The sequence below is a fragment of the Kitasatospora cineracea genome, assembly GCF_003751605.1.
In the GTDB taxonomy this organism is placed as follows: Bacteria; Actinomycetota; Actinomycetes; order Streptomycetales; family Streptomycetaceae; genus Kitasatospora; species Kitasatospora cineracea.
The window spans coordinates 1,760,779-1,783,470 of the sequence record NZ_RJVJ01000002.1; the positions used below are offsets into that span (position 1 = coordinate 1,760,779).

General features: G+C 68.8%; 13 protein-coding genes and 3 rRNA genes. 3 read left to right on the forward strand and 13 right to left on the reverse strand.

Annotated elements, in window-relative coordinates; all coding sequences use genetic code 11:
- Positions 1 to 139: 139 nt before the first annotated feature.
- The 3 genes from EDD39_RS33910 to EDD39_RS42390 all read left to right on the forward strand — a co-directional run bounded on the left by EDD39_RS33910 (position 140) and on the right by EDD39_RS42390 (position 4,693).
- Positions 140 to 2,782, forward strand: coding sequence for a SpoIIE family protein phosphatase (locus tag EDD39_RS33910; RefSeq protein ID WP_425269792.1), 2,643 nt, complete (start codon positions 140 to 142; stop codon positions 2,780 to 2,782).
- 304 nt (positions 2,783 to 3,086) lie between these two features.
- Positions 3,087 to 3,641, forward strand: a complete 555-nt coding sequence (locus EDD39_RS33915) for an acetate uptake transporter (RefSeq protein WP_030457956.1) — start codon at positions 3,087 to 3,089, stop codon at positions 3,639 to 3,641.
- Positions 3,642 to 3,832: 191 nt separating this feature from the next.
- On the forward strand, positions 3,833 to 4,693 hold the full coding sequence (locus EDD39_RS42390; protein WP_162870289.1) for a winged helix-turn-helix domain-containing protein: 861 nt from the start codon (positions 3,833 to 3,835) through the stop codon (positions 4,691 to 4,693).
- A gap of 77 nt (positions 4,694 to 4,770) precedes the next feature.
- Here the strand turns inward: EDD39_RS42390 and EDD39_RS33925 are convergent, their stop codons facing one another.
- The 13 genes from EDD39_RS33925 to eccD all read right to left on the reverse strand — a co-directional run bounded on the left by EDD39_RS33925 (position 4,771) and on the right by eccD (position 22,306).
- The gene (locus EDD39_RS33925; RefSeq protein WP_123563312.1) at positions 4,771 to 5,646 is read right to left on the reverse strand and encodes a phosphatase PAP2 family protein; all 876 of its coding nucleotides are present in this window, start codon (positions 5,644 to 5,646) and stop codon (positions 4,771 to 4,773) included.
- Positions 5,647 to 5,725: 79 nt separating this feature from the next.
- Positions 5,726 to 5,842, reverse strand: a 5S ribosomal RNA gene (gene rrf / locus EDD39_RS33930).
- Between the two features lie 82 nt (positions 5,843 to 5,924).
- Positions 5,925 to 9,030: ribosomal RNA gene (locus EDD39_RS33935) — 23S ribosomal RNA — on the reverse strand.
- Positions 9,031 to 9,315: 285 nt separating this feature from the next.
- Positions 9,316 to 10,832 (reverse strand): 16S ribosomal RNA (locus EDD39_RS33940).
- The 16S, 23S and 5S rRNA genes sit together here, the layout of an rRNA operon.
- 447 nt (positions 10,833 to 11,279) lie before the next feature.
- A complete protein-coding gene (locus EDD39_RS33950) occupies positions 11,280 to 12,965 on the reverse strand; it encodes a ribonuclease J (RefSeq protein ID WP_123563316.1) in 1,686 nt (561 codons plus the stop codon).
- Between the two features lie 171 nt (positions 12,966 to 13,136).
- Positions 13,137 to 14,036: a 4-hydroxy-tetrahydrodipicolinate synthase gene (gene dapA, locus EDD39_RS33955; protein WP_123563318.1), complete on the reverse strand. Its 900-nt coding sequence runs from the start codon at positions 14,034 to 14,036 to the stop codon at positions 13,137 to 13,139.
- Positions 14,037 to 14,339: 303 nt separating this feature from the next.
- The gene (thyX, locus tag EDD39_RS33960; RefSeq protein ID WP_030462692.1) at positions 14,340 to 15,125 is read right to left on the reverse strand and encodes an FAD-dependent thymidylate synthase; all 786 of its coding nucleotides are present in this window, start codon (positions 15,123 to 15,125) and stop codon (positions 14,340 to 14,342) included.
- Positions 15,126 to 15,163: 38 nt separating this feature from the next.
- Positions 15,164 to 15,622 (reverse strand): tetratricopeptide repeat protein, encoded by a 459-nt coding sequence (locus EDD39_RS33965; protein ID WP_123563320.1) that lies wholly within the window; start codon positions 15,620 to 15,622, stop codon positions 15,164 to 15,166.
- A gap of 1 nt (position 15,623) precedes the next feature.
- A complete protein-coding gene (gene dapB / locus EDD39_RS33970) occupies positions 15,624 to 16,370 on the reverse strand; it encodes a 4-hydroxy-tetrahydrodipicolinate reductase (RefSeq protein ID WP_123563322.1) in 747 nt (248 codons plus the stop codon).
- Between the two features lie 25 nt (positions 16,371 to 16,395).
- Positions 16,396 to 17,751, reverse strand: coding sequence for a M16 family metallopeptidase (locus EDD39_RS33975; protein ID WP_244257407.1), 1,356 nt, complete (start codon positions 17,749 to 17,751; stop codon positions 16,396 to 16,398).
- 102 nt (positions 17,752 to 17,853) lie between these two features.
- Entirely contained in the window at positions 17,854 to 20,064 is a 2,211-nt protein-coding gene (locus tag EDD39_RS33980; RefSeq protein WP_123563326.1) for a polyribonucleotide nucleotidyltransferase, read from the reverse strand.
- Between the two features lie 392 nt (positions 20,065 to 20,456).
- Positions 20,457 to 20,747, reverse strand: a complete 291-nt coding sequence (gene rpsO, locus EDD39_RS33985; protein ID WP_030462697.1) for a 30S ribosomal protein S15 — start codon at positions 20,745 to 20,747, stop codon at positions 20,457 to 20,459.
- 89 nt (positions 20,748 to 20,836) lie between these two features.
- Positions 20,837 to 22,306, reverse strand: coding sequence for a type VII secretion integral membrane protein EccD (gene eccD, locus EDD39_RS33990; RefSeq protein WP_123563328.1), 1,470 nt, complete (start codon positions 22,304 to 22,306; stop codon positions 20,837 to 20,839).
- Positions 22,307 to 22,692: the final 386 nt, after the last annotated feature.

Sequence of the window (22,692 nt, forward strand, 5' to 3'; positions counted from 1 at the left end):
CAGTGTGACAGCACTGGCACCCGGTGTCGGTCCGGTTCTCCAGGAGTTTTCCCGACGACCAGGGAAAGTGGTGAACGAAATCACCCCCAGGTGCCTGTTTCGACGCCCCGGCCCCACTGGGTACCAACCGGAAAGTAGGGTGGAGGGCCGCACCGGACCGAGGCGACGCCGCCCCGCGTCCGCCGCACCGCCCGAACCGTCCGCCGGACCAGTCAGCAGAGGAGCCGTGGCCGTGGTCACCGCGCGCACAGCCGCCACCTTCGAACCGGTCGACCGGTCGGCCGCCGCGGCCCGCGGCTTCGTCCGGGACGCCCTGCTCGGCTGGGGGCTGCCCGAGGTGGTGGACGACGCCGTGGTGCTGGTCAGCGAGCTGGTCACCAACGCGGTGGTGCACGCCGGGACGGCCGCCGAGGTGGTCTGCCTGCGCGAGGAGGACACCGTCCGGATCGAGGTCAGCGACCGGCACCCCGAGCGCGGCCTGCCGTCCTTCGCCAACGTGACGATGAACTCCGAGCGCTACGCCGACCCGGACGGCGAGGGCGGCCGCGGCTTGCTGATGTGCTCGGCGCTCTCCAGCAGCTGGGGCGTGGAGTACACCGCCGGCCGCAAGACCGTCTGGTTCCGCCTCGCCCTGCCCGAGCAGAGCCCCGGCACCCGCTACGCCCTGCCCAGCCTGCCCGGCGGCGAACTCCCGGCCGCGGACGGGCCGGTGCGGGTCGCCGTGGTGCAGCTCGACGACCACGGGCGCATCCGGCACTGGAACCCCGACGCCGAGACGCTCTTCCACCGCCCCGCCGACGCCGTCTTCGGCCGTCCCTGGGCCGAACTCGCCGTCTGGCCGCAGACCCCCGGCCTCGGCCTCGGCGACACCCTGCGCCTGGCCCGCTGGGAGGGCTCGTACGCGGTGCGCGGCGGCGACGGCGCGGTCCAGGAGGTCTACGGCACCCACGTGCGGCTGCGCGACAGCCAGGGCACCCCGACCGTGCTGTGCGTGCTGGTCCGGGAGGCCGACCGCGCGGTGCTGCGCACCCCCGGCACCCCCGGCAGCGCCGTGGAGGGCGCCGCCACCGCCGTCGAACCGCTGGACCTGCTGGTCGGCCCGGTCTCCCCCGACGACCTGTCCAGCCTGCTGCAGCGGATCGTCGAACGCGCCCGCGACCTGCTCGACGCCGACGCCTCCTACCTGCTGCTCACCAGCGAGGACGAGACCGAGTTCGAACTGCGCGCCGCCACCGGCCTCACCGGCCCGTCCCGGCGCTTCGCCCGGCTGCCGATCGACGCCGGCGCGGGCCGCTTCGACTCGGCCCGGCTGCCCGCCGTCCACGAGGACCTGTCGGTCCGCCCGACCGGCGCCGCCCCGCTGCTCGACGGCACCGAACTGCGCTCGCTGATCACCGTCCCGCTCAAGGTCGAGGGCCGGCTGACCGGCTCGCTCGGGGTGGCCGCGGCCGCCCCCGGCCGCTACGACAACGAGGACGCGCTGCGCCTGCAGTTCGCCGCCGACCGGATCGCGCTGGCCCTGGAGAGCGCCCGCCTGGGCGAACTGGAGCGGCTGCGGCGCGGCTCGCTGTCCTTCCTGGTCGAGGCGTCCGACCTGCTCGCCGGCACCCTGGAGCACGAGCAGACGCTCGCCCTGATGGCGCAGATGGCCGTCCCCACGCTCTCCTCCTGGTGCGCCGTCTACACCACCGCGGACGCCGCGGCCGGCGCCGAACTCGCCTTCGTGCTGCACGAGGACGAGGACCGGATCGACGCGCTGCGCGCCCTGCTCGACAAGTCCCCCGCCCCGGAGGCGGAGCCCAGCCCCGGCGCCCGCCCGTGGACGGCGCCCGCCGAGACCGCCCGGGCCCTCGGCCACCCGGTCGGCCCGGACCTCGGCGAGACGGTGGTGCTGCCGCTGTCCGCCCGCAACCGGGTGATCGGCCTGCTGGTGCTCGGCACCCGGCACGGCGTCCGGTTCCGCCAGGAGATCCTGGAACTCGGCGAGGACCTCTCCCGCCGGGCCGCCCTCGCCCTGGACAACTCCCGCCTGTACTCCGAGCGCACCGCCACCAGCCAGGCCTTCCAGCGCGCCCTGCTGCCGCCGGAGCTGCCGAAGATCCCCGGCGTCGAGGTGGAGGTCTTCTACCAGGCCGCGGGCGAGGGCAACGAGGTCGGCGGCGACTTCTACGACCTGTTCCCGATCCGCGAGGGCACCTACGGCTTCGCCATCGGCGACGTCTGCGGCACCGGCCCCGAGGCCGCCTCGGTCACCGGCCTGGCCCGCAACTCGCTGCGCCTGCTGGCCCGCGAGGGCCTGAACGCCCCGCAGGTCCTCACCCGGCTGAACGCCGCGATCCTCGACGAGGGCAGCCGGGCCCGCTTCCTCACCCTGCTGTACGGCGAGCTGACGCCCCGCGAGGACGGCTCGACCGCCCTGTCACTGGTCTGCGCCGGCCACCCGCTGCCGCTGCGGCTGCGCACCGACGGACAGGTCGACCAGGCCGCCTCGCCGCAGCCGCTGCTCGGCGTGATGGACGAACTCGACCTCACCGCCGAGGAGTTGGTGCTCGCCCCGGGCGAGGTCCTGCTGTGCGTGACGGACGGCGTGACCGAACGCCGGGAGGGCCGCCGGATGCTCGGCGACGACGGCCTGGTCGAGGTGCTGACCGGCTGCGCGGGCCTGACCGCGGGCGCCGTCGCGGCCCGGGTGCACCGGGCGGTGGAGCGGTTCGCCCCCGAGCCCCCGTCCGACGACATGGCCATCCTGACCCTGCGGATCCCGACCCAGCGCCAGAACTGACCGGGCCTCCCCAGCGACAGAACCGACCGGGCCCCGCACCCGAACTGGTCACGGTTTGCTCACACTTGCTCATTCTGCGTGATTCACAAGGGTACAAAACCGGGGCGCCGGGTACACCGTAAGCACCGGGGGCTTCCACCCCGGAGGGCATGACCAGCGGCTCGGCCGCCGGTTCTCTCACTCGCCGCAGCCGCCGCACCCTCCCTTCGGTGCGCCCACGACCCGGCACCCGGCACCACCCCTCGCACACCCACTTTTCACCGTGATCCCGCCATGCCCTGGCGCAGAGTGAAAGGAGCCTCCGGTGAGCAATGAAGCCTCCGGGGCGAACGCCCGATCCGCTGACGCGGGTCCACTCGGTTACCTGGCCCTCGGTCTGACTCTCCTGGCGTACGGCCTGCTCGGCACGGGTGTCCTCAGCGGCACCTCGGTCGGCGGCGCGTCCTCGCTGGCGCACCTGGTCGGCGGTGTGACGCTGTTCGTCGCCGGCCTCTGGCAGTTCCGCGGCGGCGACCGCTTCAGCGGCACCGCGTTCACCGCCCTCGGCGCCTTCTGGGCGACCTGGGCCGCCGCCGGCCCGGCCGGCAAGAACACCGCGGGCCTGTTCCTGCTGCTGTGGGCGCTGCTCGCGCTCACCCTGACCGCCGCCTCCTGGGGCGCCGGCCAGCTCACCCGCGCCGTCTACGGCCTGCTGACGGTCTCCCTGGTGCTCAGCGCCATCGGGGTCCTCGGCGACGCCGCCGGCTGGGGCAAGGTCGGCGGCTGGGTCGCCGCCGTGGCCGGCCTGGCGGCCTGGTACTCCGCCACCGCCGACCTGACCGGCGGCCGCTGGGGCAAGGTCGCCCTCCCGGTCAAGTAACCGCCCCCGCACCACCGTTCACCGCACCACCCCGGGGCCCGGACGCCACCCCCACGGCGCCCGGGCCCCGGCGCGTCCGCGGGCCGGTCCCTCCCCCGCTCCCGTCCCCCCGGTGATCGGGCAATCGCCTGACCCGTTCACCGCCGATTGCTACTGTCTGCGTTCGGAGGGGACGCATGGGTCATTGGCTGGTGAGCACGGAGTCCCTCGCCGCATGCCGTTTCGCGCTCTCACCGCTGGTCGAGACCGTCGCCGCGGTCGGCGTCCTCGCCGAACTCCACCCCGAGCCCTGGCGCCGCGACTGGCTCGCCACCCACCAGCCCGCCTTCCGCGCCCACCTCGCAACCGCCCCTCACCTCGCCGCCTGGCTGGCCGCGCACCGGCCCGCCGACTGGCCCACCGCCCTACGGCTGCCCGTCCCCGACCCGGACGCCGACCCCCGCCTACCCGACCTCGCCGACGCCGGCCTGCCCGCCGAACCCGCCGAACTCCTCGCCTGGACGTGGCAGCACGTCGTCCGCCCCGAATGGCCCGCCCGCCTGCGCACGCTCCGAGCCGACCTTACCGTCCGCCGCGAACGCGCCCACCGCCACGGCTGGCCCGCCGCCCTCCCCCGCCTCGGCCCCCAGCACCGCTGGCTCCCCGACGGCCGCCTCCGCCTCACCACTCCCGACCTCCCCGCACCTCCGCCCGCCTCCCCGGACCTGCTGTTCATCCCCACCAGCGCCCGCCATGGCTGGCTCTGCCCGAACGAGTCGCGCACCCGGCTCGCCGTCGTCTACCCGGTTTCGGCTGCCCCCGTCCCCGGCCCGCACACCCCACCCCCCAGCCTGGGCCGCCTGCTCGGCAGCGCCCGCGCCCACCTCCTCGCCGCCCTCGACCACCCGCGCGACACCACCCAACTCGCCACCCGCACCGGCCTGAGCCCCGCCACCGTCGACGACCACCTCAGCGTCCTGCTCGACGCCCGCCTCGTCGCCGGCCCCGCCACCACCGGCCGCTACTACCGCACCGCCCTCGCCGAAGCCCTGCTCTCCGCCCAGCCCGGCTGACCGGCCCCTTCCCCTCCCCCAGACGCCGCCGACGGCTCCGGGGCCTCCGGAAGCCGCCACCCACCCCCTCCGACTCGCTACTGCACCGCGCTGGGCTCCCGCTCCCCCGCAGCGGCCGCGACCGCCGTCACGCCGTCCTCTTTCTGCCGCCACCCCGACACCGCCGCCTGCACCAGGTACACGGTCAGCAGGATCACCACCGCCACCAGGCCGTCCGCCCAGAAGTGGTTCGCCGTCACCACCACCACCCACACCGTCACCACCGGGTGCAGCACCATCAGCCACCGCCACGGCCCGCGCGCCACCGAGACCACCGCCACCGCCGCGATCACGCACCACGCCACGTGCACCGACGGCATCGCCGACAGCTGGTCCGCCACCACCCCCGCGACCGCGTTCCCGTACACCGACTGCCCGTACTGCTCCGCCAGGTCGACGAACCCGTTCCCCGGCAGCATCCGCGGCGGCGCCACCGGAATGAACTGGATCAGCAGGCACACCGCCGTCGTCGCCACCACCGTGGTCCGCACCCAGGCGTACCGCGCCCGGTGCCGCAGGAACAGCCACAGCAGCACCACCAGCATCACGCCGAAGTGCATCGTGGCGTAGTAGTAGTTCGCCCCCTGCACCAGCCACGGATGCCCCATCACCGCCCGCTGCCACGACGCCTCGTCCGGCAGCCCGAACTCCCCCTCCGTCCGGTGGATCCACTCCGCCCGCTCCAATGCGTGCCCCGTCCCCACCAACGACAGGTGCCCCACCACCTGCCACAGCGCGAACAGCGCCAGCAGCGTCCCAGCCTCCCGCAACGCATCCGCCGCCGTCCCCGCCCGACGCCGCCGCACCTCCCCGCCGGCCCGCCGGACCACCCCCCGCCTGACCGCGAACGCCGCAGCGTGCAGCGCCGCGGAGGCACCGGCCGAGGTTTGCCACGTCAACGTCAGGTTCTGCATTGGCGCAGGTTACCCGGCAAGTCCCGGGAACGCGAGAAAGCCCCCTGACTTCCCGTCAGGGGGCTTTCCCACAATGATTGTTCGGCGGCGTCCTACTCTCCCACAGGGTCCCCCCTGCAGTACCATCGGCGCTGTGAGGCTTAGCTTCCGGGTTCGGAATGTAACCGGGCGTTTCCCTCACGCTATGACCACCGAAACACTATGAAACTGTCGCCGCCCGGCCGGATCCCTCCGGCGGGGGTCGTTGTTTCAGAACAACACAGTGGACGCGAGCAACTGAGGACAAGCCCTCGGCCTATTAGTACCGGTCAACTCCACCCCTCACAGGGCTTCCATATCCGGCCTATCAACCCAGTCGTCTACTGGGAGCCTTACCCTCTCGATGGAGGTGGGAGTGCTCATCTCGAAGCAGGCTTCCCGCTTAGATGCTTTCAGCGGTTATCCCTCCCGAACGTAGCCAACCAGCCATGCCCTTGGCAGGACAACTGGCACACCAGAGGTTCGTCCGTCCCGGTCCTCTCGTACTAGGGACAGCCCTTCTCAACACTCCTACGCGCACAGCGGATAGGGACCGAACTGTCTCACGACGTTCTAAACCCAGCTCGCGTACCGCTTTAATGGGCGAACAGCCCAACCCTTGGGACCTACTCCAGCCCCAGGATGCGACGAGCCGACATCGAGGTGCCAAACCATCCCGTCGATATGGACTCTTGGGGAAGATCAGCCTGTTATCCCCGGGGTACCTTTTATCCGTTGAGCGACGGCGCTTCCACAAGCCACCGCCGGATCACTAGTCCCTACTTTCGTACCTGCTCGACCCGTCAGTCTCACAGTCAAGCTCCCTTGTGCACTTACACTCAACACCTGATTGCCAACCAGGCTGAGGGAACCTTTGGGCGCCTCCGTTACCCTTTAGGAGGCAACCGCCCCAGTTAAACTACCCACCAGACACTGTCCCTGATCCGGATCACGGACCCAGGTTAGACATCCAGCACGACCAGAGTGGTATTTCAACGGCGACTCCACAACAACTGGCGTTGCTGCTTCACAGTCTCCCACCTATCCTACACAAGCCGAACCGAACACCAATATCAAGCTATAGTAAAGGTCCCGGGGTCTTTCCGTCCTGCTGCGCGAAACGAGCATCTTTACTCGTAATGCAATTTCACCGGGCCTGTGGTTGAGACAGTCGAGAAGTCGTTACGCCATTCGTGCAGGTCGGAACTTACCCGACAAGGAATTTCGCTACCTTAGGATGGTTATAGTTACCACCGCCGTTTACTGGCGCTTAAGTTCTCAGCTTCGCCCGACCGAAATCGGACTAACCGGTCCCCTTAACGTTCCAGCACCGGGCAGGCGTCAGTCCGTATACATCGCCTTACGGCTTCGCACGGACCTGTGTTTTTAGTAAACAGTCGCTTCTCGCTGGTCTCTGCGGCCACCACCAGCTCGGGGAGCAAGTCCCGTCACCAGCAATGGCCCCCCTTCTCCCGAAGTTACGGGGGCATTTTGCCGAGTTCCTTAACCACAGTTCACCCGAACGCCTCGGTATTCTCTACCTGACCACCTGAGTCGGTTTGGGGTACGGGCCGCCATGAAACTCGCTAGAGGCTTTTCTCGACAGCATAGGATCATCCACTTCACCACAATCGGCTCGGCATCAGGTCTCAGACACGTGTTGCGCGGATTTGCCTACGCAACGTCCTACACCCTTACCCCGGGACTACCACCGCCCGGGCTGGACTACCTTCCTGCGTCACCCCATCGCTCACCTACTACCCCGTTGGGTCACCGGCTCCACCACGTCCCTTTGTCCGAAGACTCCGGGCCGGCTTCACGGGCTTAGCATCAAGAGGTTCGACGTTGGCGCTTCAAAGCGGGTACGGGAATATCAACCCGTTGTCCATCGACTACGCCTGTCGGCCTCGCCTTAGGTCCCGACTTACCCTGGGCAGATCAGCTTGACCCAGGAACCCTTGGTCAATCGGCGCAAGAGTTTCCCACTCTTGTATCGCTACTCATGCCTGCATTCTCACTCGTGAACCGTCCACAACTCGATTCCTCGGCTGCTTCACCCGGCACACGACGCTCCCCTACCCATCACAGCCCCCGTTGGGGGTATTGCTGCAATGACACGACTTCGGTGGTGTGCTTGAGCCCCGCTACATTGTCGGCGCGGAATCACTTGACCAGTGAGCTATTACGCACTCTTTCAAGGGTGGCTGCTTCTAAGCCAACCTCCTGGTTGTCTCTGCGACTCCACATCCTTTCCCACTTAGCACACGCTTAGGGACCTTAGTCGGTGTTCTGGGCTGTTTCCCTCTCGACCATGGAGCTTATCCCCCACAGTCTCACTGCCGCGCTCTCACTTACCGGCATTCGGAGTTTGGCTAAGGTCAGTAACCCGGTAAGGCCCATCGCCTATCCAGTGCTCTACCTCCGGCAAGAAACACGCGACGCTGCACCTAAATGCATTTCGGGGAGAACCAGCTATCACGGAGTTTGATTGGCCTTTCACCCCTAACCACAGGTCATCCCCCAGGTTTTCAACCCTGGTGGGTTCGGTCCTCCACACGGTCTTACCCGCGCTTCAACCTGCCCATGGCTAGATCACTCCGCTTCGGGTCTTGGGCATGCAACTCGATCGCCCTATTCGGACTCGCTTTCGCTACGGCTACCCCACACGGGTTAACCTCGCTACACACCGCAAACTCGCAGGCTCATTCTTCAAAAGGCACGCAGTCACAGCCCGAAGGCTGCCCCCACGGCTTGTAGGCACACGGTTTCAGGTACTATTTCACTCCGCTCCCGCGGTACTTTTCACCATTCCCTCACGGTACTATCCGCTATCGGTCACCAGGGAATATTTAGGCTTAGCGGGTGGTCCCGCCAGATTCACACGGGATTTCTCGGGCCCCGTGCTACTTGGGAGAAGCTCAAGCGAGCCGTACAGATTTCGTCTACGGGGGTCTTACCCTCTACGCCGGACCTTTCGCATGTCCTTCGACTACCCATACGGTTTCTGACTCGCCCAGCCGCCGGCAGACGACTGAAGAACTTTCCCACAACCCCGTCGTGGCAACCCCTGCCGGGTCTCACACCACAACGGTTTGGCCTCATCCGGTTTCGCTCGCCACTACTCCCGGAATCACGGTTGTTTTCTCTTCCTGCGGGTACTGAGATGTTTCACTTCCCCGCGTTCCCTCCACGCACCCTATGTGTTCAGATGCGGGTGACAGCCCATGACGACTGCCGGGTTTCCCCATTCGGACACCCCCGGATCAAAGCTCGGTTGACAGCTCCCCGGGGCCTATCGCGGCCTCCCACGTCCTTCATCGGTTCCTGGTGCCAAGGCATCCACCGTGCGCCCTTAAAAACTTGGCCACAGATGCTCGCGTCCACTGTGCAGTTCTCAAACAACGACCAGACACCCAAACCCGACACCCCTGACAGGAGCGCCCGGCATGAGGCCGGCATCCATGAGAAAACGATCACTCGTTCCCTCAGGACCCAACAACGTGCCCGGCACAGTCACTCCCAGAGAACCGCTTTCCACGCCCCGAGGGGGCAGTACTGGCGACCTGTTCGCTTCCTGTGCCGAATAGTCAACGTTCCACCCATGAGCTAGCACTCCGGGACATTCGCCCGAAGCTGCCGTGTGCTCCTTAGAAAGGAGGTGATCCAGCCGCACCTTCCGGTACGGCTACCTTGTTACGACTTCGTCCCAATCGCTGGTCCCACCTTCGACGGCTCCTCCCCTTACGGGTTAGGCCACCGGCTTCGGGTGTTACCGACTTTCGTGACGTGACGGGCGGTGTGTACAAGGCCCGGGAACGTATTCACCGCAGCATGCTGATCTGCGATTACTAGCAACTCCAACTTCATGGGGTCGAGTTGCAGACCCCAATCCGAACTGAGACCGGCTTTTTGGGATTCGCTCCGCCTCGCGGCATCGCAGCCCTTTGTACCGGCCATTGTAGCACGTGTGCAGCCCAAGACATAAGGGGCATGATGATTTGACGTCGTCCCCACCTTCCTCCGAGTTGACCCCGGCAGTCTCCTGTGAGTCCCCGACATTACTCGCTGGCAACACAGAACAAGGGTTGCGCTCGTTGCGGGACTTAACCCAACATCTCACGACACGAGCTGACGACAACCATGCACCACCTGTACACCGACCACAAGGGGGCTGATATCTCTACCAGTTTCCGGTGTATGTCAAGCCTTGGTAAGGTTCTTCGCGTTGCGTCGAATTAAGCCACATGCTCCGCTGCTTGTGCGGGCCCCCGTCAATTCCTTTGAGTTTTAGCCTTGCGGCCGTACTCCCCAGGCGGGGAACTTAATGCGTTAGCTGCGGCACCGACGACGTGGAATGTCGCCAACACCTAGTTCCCAACGTTTACGGCGTGGACTACCAGGGTATCTAATCCTGTTCGCTCCCCACGCTTTCGCTCCTCAGCGTCAGTAATGGCCCAGAGATCCGCCTTCGCCACCGGTGTTCCTCCTGATATCTGCGCATTTCACCGCTACACCAGGAATTCCGATCTCCCCTACCACACTCCAGCCTGCCCGTATCGAATGCAGACCCGGGGTTGAGCCCCGGGCTTTCACATCCGACGCGACAGGCCGCCTACGAGCTCTTTACGCCCAATAATTCCGGACAACGCTCGCACCCTACGTATTACCGCGGCTGCTGGCACGTAGTTAGCCGGTGCTTCTTCTGCAGGTACCGTCACTTGCGCTTCTTCCCTGCTGAAAGAGGTTTACAACCCGAAGGCCGTCATCCCTCACGCGGCGTCGCTGCATCAGGCTTTCGCCCATTGTGCAATATTCCCCACTGCTGCCTCCCGTAGGAGTCTGGGCCGTGTCTCAGTCCCAGTGTGGCCGGTCGCCCTCTCAGGCCGGCTACCCGTCGTCGCCTTGGTGGGCCGTTACCCCACCAACAAGCTGATAGGCCGCGGGATCATCCTGAACCGCCGGAGCTTTCCACCGGCCCCCATGCGGGAGACGGTCGTATCCGGTATTAGACCTCGTTTCCAAGGCTTGTCCCAGAGTTCAGGGCAGATTCCCCACGTGTTACTCACCCGTTCGCCACTGATCCACCCCGAAGGGCTTCACCGTTCGACTTGCATGTGTTAAGCACGCCGCCAGCGTTCGTCCTGAGCCAGGATCAAACTCTCCGTGAATGCTTCCACGAAAGAGCGGCACAGCAGCCACCGGAATAAGGCGGCCCCGTGCACTGCGTCCTCGCTAGTGTTTTACTTCAAAAGGAATCTCCAACCCCGACGAGACGTCGAGGCCGGGGATGTCAACATATCTGGCGTTGACTTTTGGCACGCTGTTGAGTTCTCAAGGAACGGACACTTCCTTCGGACCGCACTCCTGCGGACCCTCCGGGCGCTTCGTTCTTTCGTGTTCCCAGCTTATCAGATGTTTTCCGCTCCGTTTTCCGGAGTTTCATTCGGTCCGATTTGCTTTCGCCTTTCGGCGCTCCCGAACTCTACCAGAGTTTCTCGGCCTGTTTTCCCCGCCCCGTTTCGAACGAATTCGAATCCGGAGCGAAGCCGCACGACCGTGGGGCAACTCGGAGAACGTTACGCACCGAGCTGCCCCAGGTCAAATCAGGTCGTGCCTCAGACCTCGACGACGACCGGGAGGATCATCGGGCGTCGGCGGTAGTTGTCCGCGACCCACTTGCCGATGATCCGGCGGACCAACTGCTGGATCTGGCGGACCTCCAGGACGCCTTCGCCGGCGGAGCGGGTCAGGGCCTCCTCCAGCTTGGCGGCGACCGAAGTGAACGCACCGTCGTCGATGCCGGAACCGCGGGCCTGGATGGTCGGGCCGCTGACGATCTTGCCGTTGGCGGAGTCGACCACCACGAAGACCGAGATGAAGCCCTCCTCGCCGAGGATGCGGCGGTCCTTGAGCGAGGCCTCGGTGATGTCGCCGACCGAGGAGCCGTCCACGTAGACGTAGCCGGCCCGGACCTTGCCGACGATCCGGGCGACGCCCTTCTCGAGGTCGACGCAGACGCCGTCCTCGGCGATGACGACGCGGTTGCGCGGGATGCCGGTGGCGATGCCGAGGTCGGCGGCGGCGCGCAGGTGGCGCCATTCGCCGTGGACGGGCATCAGGTTCTTCGGCTTGCAGATGTTGAAGAAGTACAGGAGCTCGCCGGCCGAGGCGTGGCCGGAGACGTGCACCTTGGCGTTGCCCTTGTGGACGACCTTGGCGCCCCAGCGGGTGAGGCCGTTGATGACCCGGTAGACGGCGTTCTCGTTGCCGGGGATCAGCGAGGAGGCGAGGACGACGGTGTCGCCCTCGACGATGCGGATCTGGTGGTCGCGGTTGGCCATCCGGGAGAGCGCGGCCATTGGCTCGCCCTGGGAGCCGGTGCAGATCAGCACCACCTCCTTGTCGGGCAGGTCGTCGAGGGTCTTGACGTCGACGACCAGGTTGCCGGGGACCTTCAGGTAGCCGAGTTCACGGGCGATGCCCATGTTGCGGACCATCGAGCGGCCGACGAAGGCGACCTTGCGCTTGTACTCGTGCGCGGCGTCCAGCACCTGCTGGATGCGGTGCACGTGGCTGGCGAAGGAAGCGACGATGATGCGCTTCTCCGCGTTGGCGAAGACGTTGCGCAGGGCCGCGGAGATGTCGCGCTCGTGCGGGATGAAGCCGGGGACCTCGGCGTTGGTGGAGTCCACCAGGAGGAGGTCCATGCCCTCCTCGGCCAGCTTGGCGAAGGCCGGGAGGTCGGTGAGCCGGCCGTCCAGCGGGAGCTGGTCCATCTTGAAGTCGCCGGTGGCGACGACCATGCCCGCGGGGGTGCGGACGGCGACGGCGAGGGCGTCCGGGATGGAGTGGTTGACCGCGATGAACTGGCAGTCGAAGGGGCCGATCCGCTCGCGGTCGCCCTCCACGACCTCCAGGACGTAGGGGTGGATGCGGTGCTCGGCGAGCTTGGCCTCGATCAGCGCGAGGGTGAGCTTGGAGCCGATCAGCGGGATGTCCGGGTTCTCCCGGAGCAGGTAGGGCACGGCACCGATGTGGTCCTCGTGCCCGTGGGTGAGGACGATGCCGTCGATCTTGTCGAGGCGGTCCCGGATGTAGCTGAAGTCGGGGAGGATCAGGTCGACGCCAGGTTGCTCGTCCTCGGGGAAGAGGACGCCGCAGTCGACGATCAGGATCCGGTCGCCGTACTCGAGGACCGTCATGTTGCGGCCGATCTCGCCGAGGCCGCCGAGCGGGGTGATGCGGAGGGCGCCTTCCTTGAGTGCGGGGGGCGCGCCGAGTTCGGGGTGCGGGTGGCTCAAAAGACTCTCCTCACGACGCACGCCATATGCCCGGGGGGTTCTTCCCCCGGTGGCATATGGCGTGCGTCCATCGTGGTTACCTGACTGCCGAGTGCCGCGCGCCTTCGGTCCCGGTCCAGCGGCGGACCCGGGTGGGTCCGGCGAGCCGGGGGCGCGCACGTCTGTTGTTGGTTACAGGTGTACCCCGCCGGCGGCGAGATCCTCCTTCAACCGGGCGGTCTCCGCGTCCGTGGCGGGGACCAGGGGCAGCCGGAGCGGGCCGGCCGGGTGTCCCTGCAGGTTCAACGCAGCCTTGGCCAGGATCACTCCCTGGGTGCGGAACATTCCGCTGAAGACCGGCAGCAGGGACTGGTGGACGGCGAGCGCCTTGGCGGTGTCGCCGGCCGTGAACGCCTCGATCATGGTGCGCATCTCGGCGGCGACGACGTGGCCGACCACGCTGACCACGCCGACGGCTCCGACCGAGAGCAGCGGCAGGGTCAGGTTGTCGTCGCCGGAGTACCAGGCGAGGCCGGAGCGGGCGATGGCCCAGGAGGCCGCGGAGACGTCGCCCTTGGCGTCCTTGTTGGCGACGATCCGGGGGTGCTCGCCGAGCCGGACCAGGGTGTCCGCTTCGAGCGCGACGCCGGAGCGGCCGGGGATGTCGTACAGCATGACCGGCAGGTCGGTGGCGTCGGCGATGGCGACGGTGTGCCGGTACAGGCCCTCCTGCGGGGGCTTGCTGTAGTACGGGGTGACGGCGAGCAGGCCGTGCGCGCCGGCGGCCACGGCCTGGCGGGCGAGTTCCACGCTGTGGTGGGTGTCGTTGGTGCCGACGCCGGTGACGACGTGGGCGCGGTCTCCGACCGCCTCGACCACGGCCCGCACCAGCCGGGCCTTCTCCGCGTCGGTGGTGGTGGGCGACTCGCCGGTGGTGCCGTTGAGTACCAGGCCGTCGTTGCCGGAGTCCACCAGGTGTGCGGCGAGGCGCTGGGCGCCGTCGAGGTCGAGGTCCCCTTCGGGGGTGAACGGGGTGACCATCGCGGTCAGGACCCGGCCGAAGGGCGTCTGCGGTGTGGAGGTCGGAGCCATGGGTCCAAAGCTACTCGTAGGGCGGTGGTCGATAGCCACGCAGGTCCAGGGTTTGGACAGTGCGGGTCGTCGGGAGGGGCACCGGGACCCGGGCCGGACATGGGATTCCGGTGCTGCGCGCTCGGGGGTTCACGCAGCACCGGAATCCGTGTCCTGAGCGTATGGAGCGGCCGAGAAAGCCGCAATCCAGACATGCCGGACAGTCCGCCCATCTGCTCGTCGGCGCAGGTCAGCGGGCGGGCCGGGGGCGGCAGCCGAAGGCCGCACGGGTGAGGGCGGCCGGCCCGGTGCTCCGACGGGCCGTCAGACCTTGCGCCAGCCCGGCACCCAGGCGCCGTCCTCGACGGTGTAGTCGCCGAACAGCGACGGGGCCTCCTTGACCATCAGCTCGCCGATCTTGCCGAACAGCAGCCGGATCTCTTCCTCGGCGCCCGGCGCGGTGCGGTTCTCGATCACGTGCCGCAGGGTGCGGACGTTGGCGGTCCAGACCAGGCCGGTGGCCAGGCCCTCGGGGGCGAAGCGGCGCATGAAGGAGGTCTTCTCCTTCTTCTCGTGGAACTTCACGCCCTCCTCGTCCAGCCCGAAGTGGGCGGCCATCCAGTGCTGGAACTCCTCGATCTCCTTCATCAGGCCGGTGGCCCGGGACATCAGCTCCTCGTCCTGCTGCGCCCACTCGGGGAACCAGAACGGGATGTCGTCGAGGCGGACGAAGCGCAGCGACTCCTGGGAGACCGCGACGCCGGCCCGGTGGCGGACCAGCTCGTGGGTGACCACCCGGCTGACGTTGTGCAGGACGAAGGTGAAGGAGACGTGCTCCAGCACCGAACCGTGCGCGCTGGCCAGGATGTTCTTGAGGTAGACGTCCTGGTCGGTGCGGACCTTGGTGACGTTCGGGTTGAGGCCCGGCTTCCACGAGCGGTAGCAGATCCGGCCGGCGAACTCGGCCAGGTTCTGGGCGTCGTCCAGGTCGCCGCGGTCGACCCGCTCCAGCCAGCTCTCGCCACCGACGTCCTGCAGGTAGGCGGCGACCTCGTCGTAGTCGAGCTCGGGGCGGGCGATGAGGTGGACCTGGGGTTCTACTGCGCGCATGGGAGAACGTCCTGAGGGGGTCTGGAGGGGAGTACGGGTCAGTCTACGGCGGTGGGAGAGCCCGCCCCGCGCAGCTTGATCGCGTGCTGCATGGCCTTGCGGGCCCGCGGCACGTCGCCCGCGTCGGCGTAGGCGACGGCCAGCCGGAAGAAGTTGCGCCAGTCGGTGGGGTCGGCCTCGGCCTCGGCCTTGCGGCGGGCGAACACCGCGTCGGCGGAGGCGCGGTCGATCCGGCCGCCGGAGGTGCGCTTCAACTCGTCGACGGGCAGGCCGCCCTCGGCCTCCAGCTCGCGGGCGAGCCGCTCGCCGGCCCGGCCGAAGCGGACGGTCTGGGTGAGGAACCAGACGCCGATCACCGGGATGACGAAGGCGCACGCGCCGATGCCGATGCCCAGCGGTTTGCCGGTGGCGACCAGTTGGATGCCCTCGCCGATGCAGACCAGGCTGACCAGCAGCAGGATGCCGGAGAGGACGAAGAAGCCGGTGCGGGAGGTCATGTCACAGGTCCAGGAAGTGTTCCAGGCCGAAGGTGAGGCCCGGGTGGTCGGCGATCTTCCGCGCGCCGAGCAGGATGCCGGGCATGAAGCTGCTGTGGTGCATCGAGTCGTGCCGGATGGTCAGGGTCTCGCCGGTGTCGCCGAACATCACCTGCTGGTGCGCCAGCAGGCCGCGCAGCCGCACCGCGTGCACCGGGACGCCGTCCACGTCGGCGCCGCGGGCGCCGGGCAGGCCGTGGGTGGTCGGGTCGTGCTGCGGGGGCAGGCCGGCCTCGGTGCGGGCGGCGGCGATCAGCTGGGCGGTGCGGGTGGCGGTGCCGGAGGGGGCGTCGGCCTTGTTGTCGTGGTGGAGTTCGATCACCTCGACGGACTCGAAGTACCGGGCCGCGGCCTGGGCGAACTTCATGCCGAGGATCGCGCCGATGGAGAAGTTGGGGGCGATCAGCAGGCCCGATCCGGGCGCCTTGGCGAGCAGTTCGCGGACGGTGGCGAGGCGCTCCTCGGTCCAGCCGGTGGTGCCGGTGACCACGTGGATGCCGTTGCCGAGGCAGTAGTCGAGGTTGCCCATCACCGAGTCGGGGTGGGTGAGCTCGACGGCGACGTCGGCCCGGGCCCGGGTGAGTTCGGTCAGGTCGGAGCCGCGGCCCAGGGCGGCCACCAGCTCCAGGTCCTCGGCGGCCTCGACGGCCTTGACCGCCTCCGAGCCGATCCGGCCCTTGGCGCCGATCACGGCGACGCGCAGCGTCATGTCAGTTGTCCTCTCCAGCCGGTCGTCAGACCAGCAGGTCGGCGAGCTTGGCGGCCCGCCGGTCGTTGATCGGGCCGATCAGGGCGAGCGAGGGGCGGTGCGCCCCCAGCACATCACGGGCGACGGCGTGCACGTCGTCCAGGGTCACCGCGGCGATCTTCCCCAGCATCTCGTCCACCGACAGGTGGTGGCCGTAGGAGAGTTCGGCCTTGCCGATCCGGTTCATCAGCGAGCCGGTGTCCTCCATGCCGAGCACGGTGGAGCCGGAGATCTGGCCGATGGCGCGGCGCAGCTCCTCCTCGGTGATGCCCTCCTCGACCACCCGGGCGAGCTCGGTGCGGCAGATCTTCAGCACCTCCTCGACCCGCTTGGGCTGGCAGCCGGCGTAGATGCCGAACAGGCCGGTGTCGGCGTACGAGGAGGAGTAGGAGTACACCGAGTACGCCAGGCCGCGCTTCTCCCGGACCTCCTGGAACAGCCGGGAGCTCATGCCGCCGCCGAGGGCCGCGTTGAGCACGCCGAGCGCCCAGCGGCGCTCGTCGTGGCGGGGGATGCCGGGGAGGCCGAGGACCAGGTGGGCCTGCTCGGTGGGGCGGTTGAGGACGGCGGCCTTCCCGGCGGTGCGGACGGCCTTGATTCCGCGGCGGGCCTCGGCGGGGTGGCCCTGGGACTTGGCCAGGACGGGCGCGAAGGCCTGCTCGACCAGCTTGACCACCTTGGCGTGGTCGAGGTTGCCGGCCGCGGCGACCACCAGGTTCTCCGGCTTGTAGCGACGGCGGTAGAAGCCGGCGATCTGGTCGCGGGTGAGCGCGGTGACGGTCTCCTGGGTGCCCAGGATGGGGCGGCCGAGCGGGGACGTCCCGAAGATCACCTGGGCGAACAGGTCGTGCACGACGTCGCCCGGGTCGTCCTCGGCCATCGCCATCTCCTCGAGGATGACGCCGCGTTCGGACTCCACGTCCTCGGGGCGGATCAGCGAGCCGGTCAGCATGTCGCAGACCACGTCGATGGCGAGCGGCAGGTCGGTGTCCAGGACCCGCGCGTAGTAGCAGGTGTTCTCCTTGGCGGTGAAGGCGTTCATCTCGCCGCCGACCGCGTCGAGCGCGGCGGAGATCTCCAGGGCGTCGCGCCGGGCGGTGCCCTTGAAGAGCAGGTGCTCGAGGTAGTGGGTGGCGCCGTTGAGGACGGGCGTCTCGTCGCGGGAGCCGACGCCGACCCAGATGCCGAAGGTGGCGCTGCGCACCGTCGGGAGGGTCTCGGTGACGACCCGCAGGCCGCCGGGGAGGACCGTGCGGCGGACGGTGCCCGCGCCGCCCTCGCTGCCCTTGAGCAGGGTCCGGGTGGTTCCGGGGCGCTGCTTCGCCGCCGAGGCCTGGGCCACGGGTGTTCCTTCCAACTGCTGCTTCACGAACAGGACTTCACGAACAGGGTGCGGCCCGCACGCGCCGTCGAGGGCGTGCGGGCCGCGGGTGCTACGGGGTCGTCACTCGGAGGCGGCGGCCTCGCCGCCCTCCTCGCCCTCGACGACCGGGATCAGCGACAGCTTGCCGCGCGGGTCGATCTCGGCGATCTCGACCTGCACCTTGGCGCCGACGCCGAGCACGTCCTCGACGTTCTCGACGCGCTTGCCGCCGGCCAGCTTGCGGATCTGCGAGATGTGCAGCAGGCCGTCCTTGCCCGGCATGAGCGAGACGAAGGCGCCGAAGGTGGTGGTCTTCACCACGGTGCCCAGGTAGCGCTCGCCGACCTCCGGCATGGTCGGGTTGGCGATCTGGTTGATCGTCGAGCGGGCAGCCTCCGCCGAGGGGCCGTCGACCGCACCGATGTAGATGGTGCCGTCGTCCTCGATGGTGATGTCCGCGCCGGTGTCCTCCTGGATCTGGTTGATCATCTTGCCCTTGGGGCCGATGACCTCGCCGATCTTGTCCACCGGGATCTTGATGGTGATGATCCGCGGCGCGTTCGGGGACATCTCGTCGGGCGCGTCGATGGCCTCGTTCATGACGTCGAGGATGTGCAGGCGGGCGTCCTTGGCCTGCTTCAGCGCGGCGGCCAGCACGGAGGCCGGGATGCCGTCGAGCTTGGTGTCGAGCTGCAGGGCGGTGATGAAGTTCCGGGTGCCGGCGACCTTGAAGTCCATGTCGCCGTACGCGTCCTCGGCACCGAGGATGTCGGTCAGCGTCACGTAGTGGGTCTCGCCCTCGATCTCCTGGGAGATCAGGCCCATGGCGATGCCGGCGACGGGGGCCTTGAGCGGCACACCGGCGTTCAGCAGCGACATGGTGGAGGCGCAGACCGAGCCCATCGAGGTGGAGCCGTTGGAGCCCAGCGCCTCGGAGACCTGGCGGATCGCGTAGGGGAACTCCTCGCGGGTCGGCAGGACCGGGAGGAGCGCCCGCTCGGCGAGGGCGCCGTGGCCGATCTCGCGGCGCTTCGGGGAGCCGACGCGGCCGGTCTCGCCGACCGAGTACGGCGGGAAGTTGTAGTTGTGCATGTAGCGGCGACGGGTCTCCGGGGAGAGCGTGTCGAGCTGCTGCTCCATGCGCAGCATGTTCAGCGTGGTGACGCCCAGGATCTGGGTCTCGCCGCGCTCGAACAGGGCCGAGCCGTGCACCCGCGGGATGGCCTCGACCTCGGCGGCCAGGGTGCGGATGTCGGTGACGCCGCGGCCGTCGATGCGGACCTTGTCCTTGATGACGCGCTCGCGGACGATCTTCTTGGTCAGCGCGTTGTAGGCGGCGCTGATCTCCTTCTCGCGGCCCTCGAACTCCGGGAGCAGCTTGTCGGCGGCGACGCCCTTGATCCGGTCCAGCTCGTTCTGGCGCTCCTGCTTGCCGGCGATGGTGAGCGCCTTGGCGAGCTCGTCCTTGACGGCGGAGGTCAGCGCGGCCAGCACGTCGTCCTGGTACTCCAGGAAGCGCGGGAACTCGCCGGTCGGCTTGGCGGCCTGCTTGGCGAGCTGCGACTGGGCGGCGCACAGCACCTTGATGAACGGCTTGGCGGCCTCCAGGCCGGCGGCGACGACCTCCTCGGTGGGGGCCTCGGCACCGCCCTCGACCAGCTGGATGGTCTTCGTGGTGGCCTCGGCCTCGACCATCATGATCGCGACGTCGCCGTCGGGCAGCGCCCGGCCGGCCACGACCATGTCGAAGACGGCCGACTCCAGCTCGGAGTGGGTCGGGAAGGCCACCCACTGGCCGTTGATCAGCGCGACGCGGACGCCGCCGATCGGGCCGGAGAACGGCAGGCCGGCCAGCTGGGTGGAGGCGGAGGCCGCGTTGATGGCCACCACGTCGTACAGGTGGTCGGGGTTGAGCGCCATGACGGTGACGACGACCTGGATCTCGTTGCGCAGGCCCTTGACGAAGGACGGGCGCAGCGGGCGGTCGATCAGGCGGCAGGTGAGGATCGCGTCCTCGGAGGGGCGGCCCTCGCGACGGAAGAACGAGCCGGGGATGCGGCCGGCGGCGTACATCCGCTCCTCGACGTCCACCGTGAGGGGGAAGAAGTCGAAGTGCTCCTTGGGCTGCTTCGAGGCGCTGGTGGCCGACAGCACCATGGTGTCGTCGTCCAGGTAGGCCACGGCGGAGCCGGCGGCCTGACGGGCCAGGCGGCCGGTCTCGAAGCGGATGGTGCGGGTACCGAAGCTGCCGTTGTCGATGACGGCCTCGGCGTAGAAAACGTTCTCTTCCACCTGGAAGATCTCCTCTTTCGTACGTCTTCCCCAGGAGCGTCCCTGCGCTTGCCTGCCGTGGCCCGGGCAGCTGGGCCGGTCTTCGATCGAAGCCACCGGGTCGTGCCCCGTTCCTCGGGGTTCCCGGCGGCCACTACCGAGGACCGGCGCCTTTCGGCGCGCGGCGGTCGGCGTGTGGACGCTCCTGCGGGGTGCGGGCGGCCTCCGTTGGAGGCCTTGATTCGTCCCGCAAGGGCGGGCATGCCCTTTACCTTACAAATTCACACCCTACCGAGCGCGGCTTTACGCGGACGGCTTCGTCGCGGGGTGTGGTCGCGGGGTCGCCCGAGGTGGCGCGGAACGCGCCGAAGGGCGGCTCCCCCGGTGAGGGGAGCCGCCCCTTCGAGCGGTGTTCAGCGGGCGCCGCCGGCGGCACCGCGGCGGATGCCGAGGCGGTCCACCAGGGTACGGAAGCGCTCGATGTCCTTCTTGGCCAGGTACTGCAGCAGGCGGCGGCGCTGGCCGACCAGGATCAGCAGGCCACGACGCGAGTGGTGGTCGTGCTTGTGGAACTTCAGGTGCTCGGTCAGGTCCGAGATACGGCGGGAGAGCATGGCCACCTGGACCTCGGGGGAGCCGGTGTCGCCCTCCTTCTGGCCGAACTCGGCGATGATCTGCTTCTTGACGTCAGCGGCGAGGGCCACGGGCATCTCCTTCGGTGTGTGGCCGAGCGGTCCTGGTAGGAGGCACAGGACCTGACAAGACTCGGTCTGTTAAACCCTAGCAGTCCGGCTCAGCCGGTCGCGCCGCGCACCACGTTGTAGACGTTGAGCACGGCGAGGGCCAGGGGGACGAGCGCGAGCAGCATCAGGCTGTCGACCATGTCCAGGATGCGGCCCCAGAACGGGGACACCCCGGAGCGCGGGACGATCAGCGCGATGGCGGTCATCACCGCGGCGCCGGCCGCGATGGACGCGGACAGCCACACGGTGCGCAGGTCGGTGCCGCCGGTGGAACCGGTGGTCAGCTGGGTGAGCAGCAGGTGCACCGGGGTGTGCAGGGCCAGGCCGAGGATCAGCAGGGACAGCGCGGCCAGACCGGAGATGGTGAGCGCGAAGACCTGCGTGGTGTAGCGGAACAGCCGGGCCCGCAGCATGGTCGAGACGCCGATGGCCAGGGCCAGCAGTTCGGCCCAGCCCCGGTCGCTGAAGCCGAGCACGGTGCAGGCGCCGACGATGGTGGCGGAGGCGCCGCCGACCAGGCCGACCAGCACCTCGTGGCCGCGGCGGGCCTGGGCGGCGATCCGCTCGTACTGGACGGTCTCGGCGCTGTTGGCCTCCTCGCCGTACGCGGTGCCGCGGGTGCGGGCCTGGCCGGGGGCGCTGAAGCCGACGGGCAGGCGGGCGAAGCGGGCGGACAGCGCGGGCAGGAAGCCGATCACGGCCACCGCGGCGACGCCGGTGACGGCGGCGATGTCGGTGACCGCGGTGCCGGACATCAGCACGGCGGCGAAGGTGGCCAGGGTGCCGGCCGCGGCCAGGAAGGCGGCGGCGACGAACACCGAGTCCTTCTCCGGGAGCAGGCCGACCAGCAGGACGGAGACCACCAGCACGGTGACGCAGCCGACCAGGAACTGGAGCCGGCCGGGGCCGTCGCCGGCGCCGGGGACGTCGATGATGCCGGAGCCGGCCAGCATCGCGTGCGGCAGCGCGCCGAGGCCGAGGGCCAGCGCGGCGCCGTGGTCGGCGTAGACCCGGGCCCGGACGCCGGCGAAGGTCACCAGGACGATCGCGGTGACGCCGGACAGGATGCCGGGCAGGCCGAACATGTTGTGCCGCAGGTCGGAGAACCACAGCGCGAAGGCGAGCAGCGCCAGCAGGACGGTGCCCGCGATCAGGCCGAAGGCCCGCATCAGGTCGGGGCTCCAGAACCGGCGGTCCGCCTCGACGGCGGAGGCGATGGCGTCCGCGACGTCGTCGTAGACGGCCGGCGGCAGTGATTCGGCGAACGGCCGCAGGCTCAGCAGGTCGCCGTCGCGGACCTGCTGGGCCGCCAGCGGCAGTCCGCTGTCGAGCACGGTGCCGTCCCGCCGGACCAGGTGGAAGCCGGTCGGCGTTCCGTCCACCTGGGTCTGTCCGGAGAGCCTGAGCACCTCCGGGTAGATGTCCGCGAGCGGGACATCCTCCGGCAGGGCGACGTCGATCCGGCTGTCCGGTGCCACCACGGTGACCCGGCAGAAACCGGTCGTTGCGTTGTTGCTCACCGGCCCTCTCCCCCTCGTTGGCTGTGTCGGCAAGTCTGCTGACCACTCGTCGCAGCGGTTCCGGAACTGTCACGGTCCGAACGAGAGTTGGCGCGGCGACACCTTACCCTCCGCGGCAAGGGTGGTGTGCGCCGGGTGCGGGGCCGCTCCGGCCGCCGCGGGTCGGGCGGCGGGCGTGACGGGCGGTCAGCTCCGGGCGGGGCCCGGCGCGACCCCGTGGACGAACCGCTTGGCGTGCGCAGTAGGATCGGCCCCTGCGCACGGCGTACGGGGGCCGCGGTCGAAGACGCGAAGCCCCGCGCGCCTGCGGTTCGGCGGAGCGGGGGCGGCGTCATCACACGGGGCGCCCTCACCGTACGTATCCAGATGCGTGAGGGCGGATTGTG

Coding starts and splice junctions, on each gene's coding strand:
- EDD39_RS33925 (WP_123563312.1), bottom strand. CDS start 5,646: ATGCAGAACCTGACGTTGACGTGGCAAACCTCGGCCGGTGCCTCCGCG.
- dapA (WP_123563318.1), bottom strand. CDS start 14,036: ATGGCTCCGACCTCCACACCGCAGACGCCCTTCGGCCGGGTCCTGACC.
- thyX (WP_030462692.1), bottom strand. CDS start 15,125: ATGCGCGCAGTAGAACCCCAGGTCCACCTCATCGCCCGCCCCGAGCTC.
- EDD39_RS33965 (WP_123563320.1), bottom strand. CDS start 15,622: ATGACCTCCCGCACCGGCTTCTTCGTCCTCTCCGGCATCCTGCTGCTG.
- dapB (WP_123563322.1), bottom strand. CDS start 16,370: ATGACGCTGCGCGTCGCCGTGATCGGCGCCAAGGGCCGGATCGGCTCG.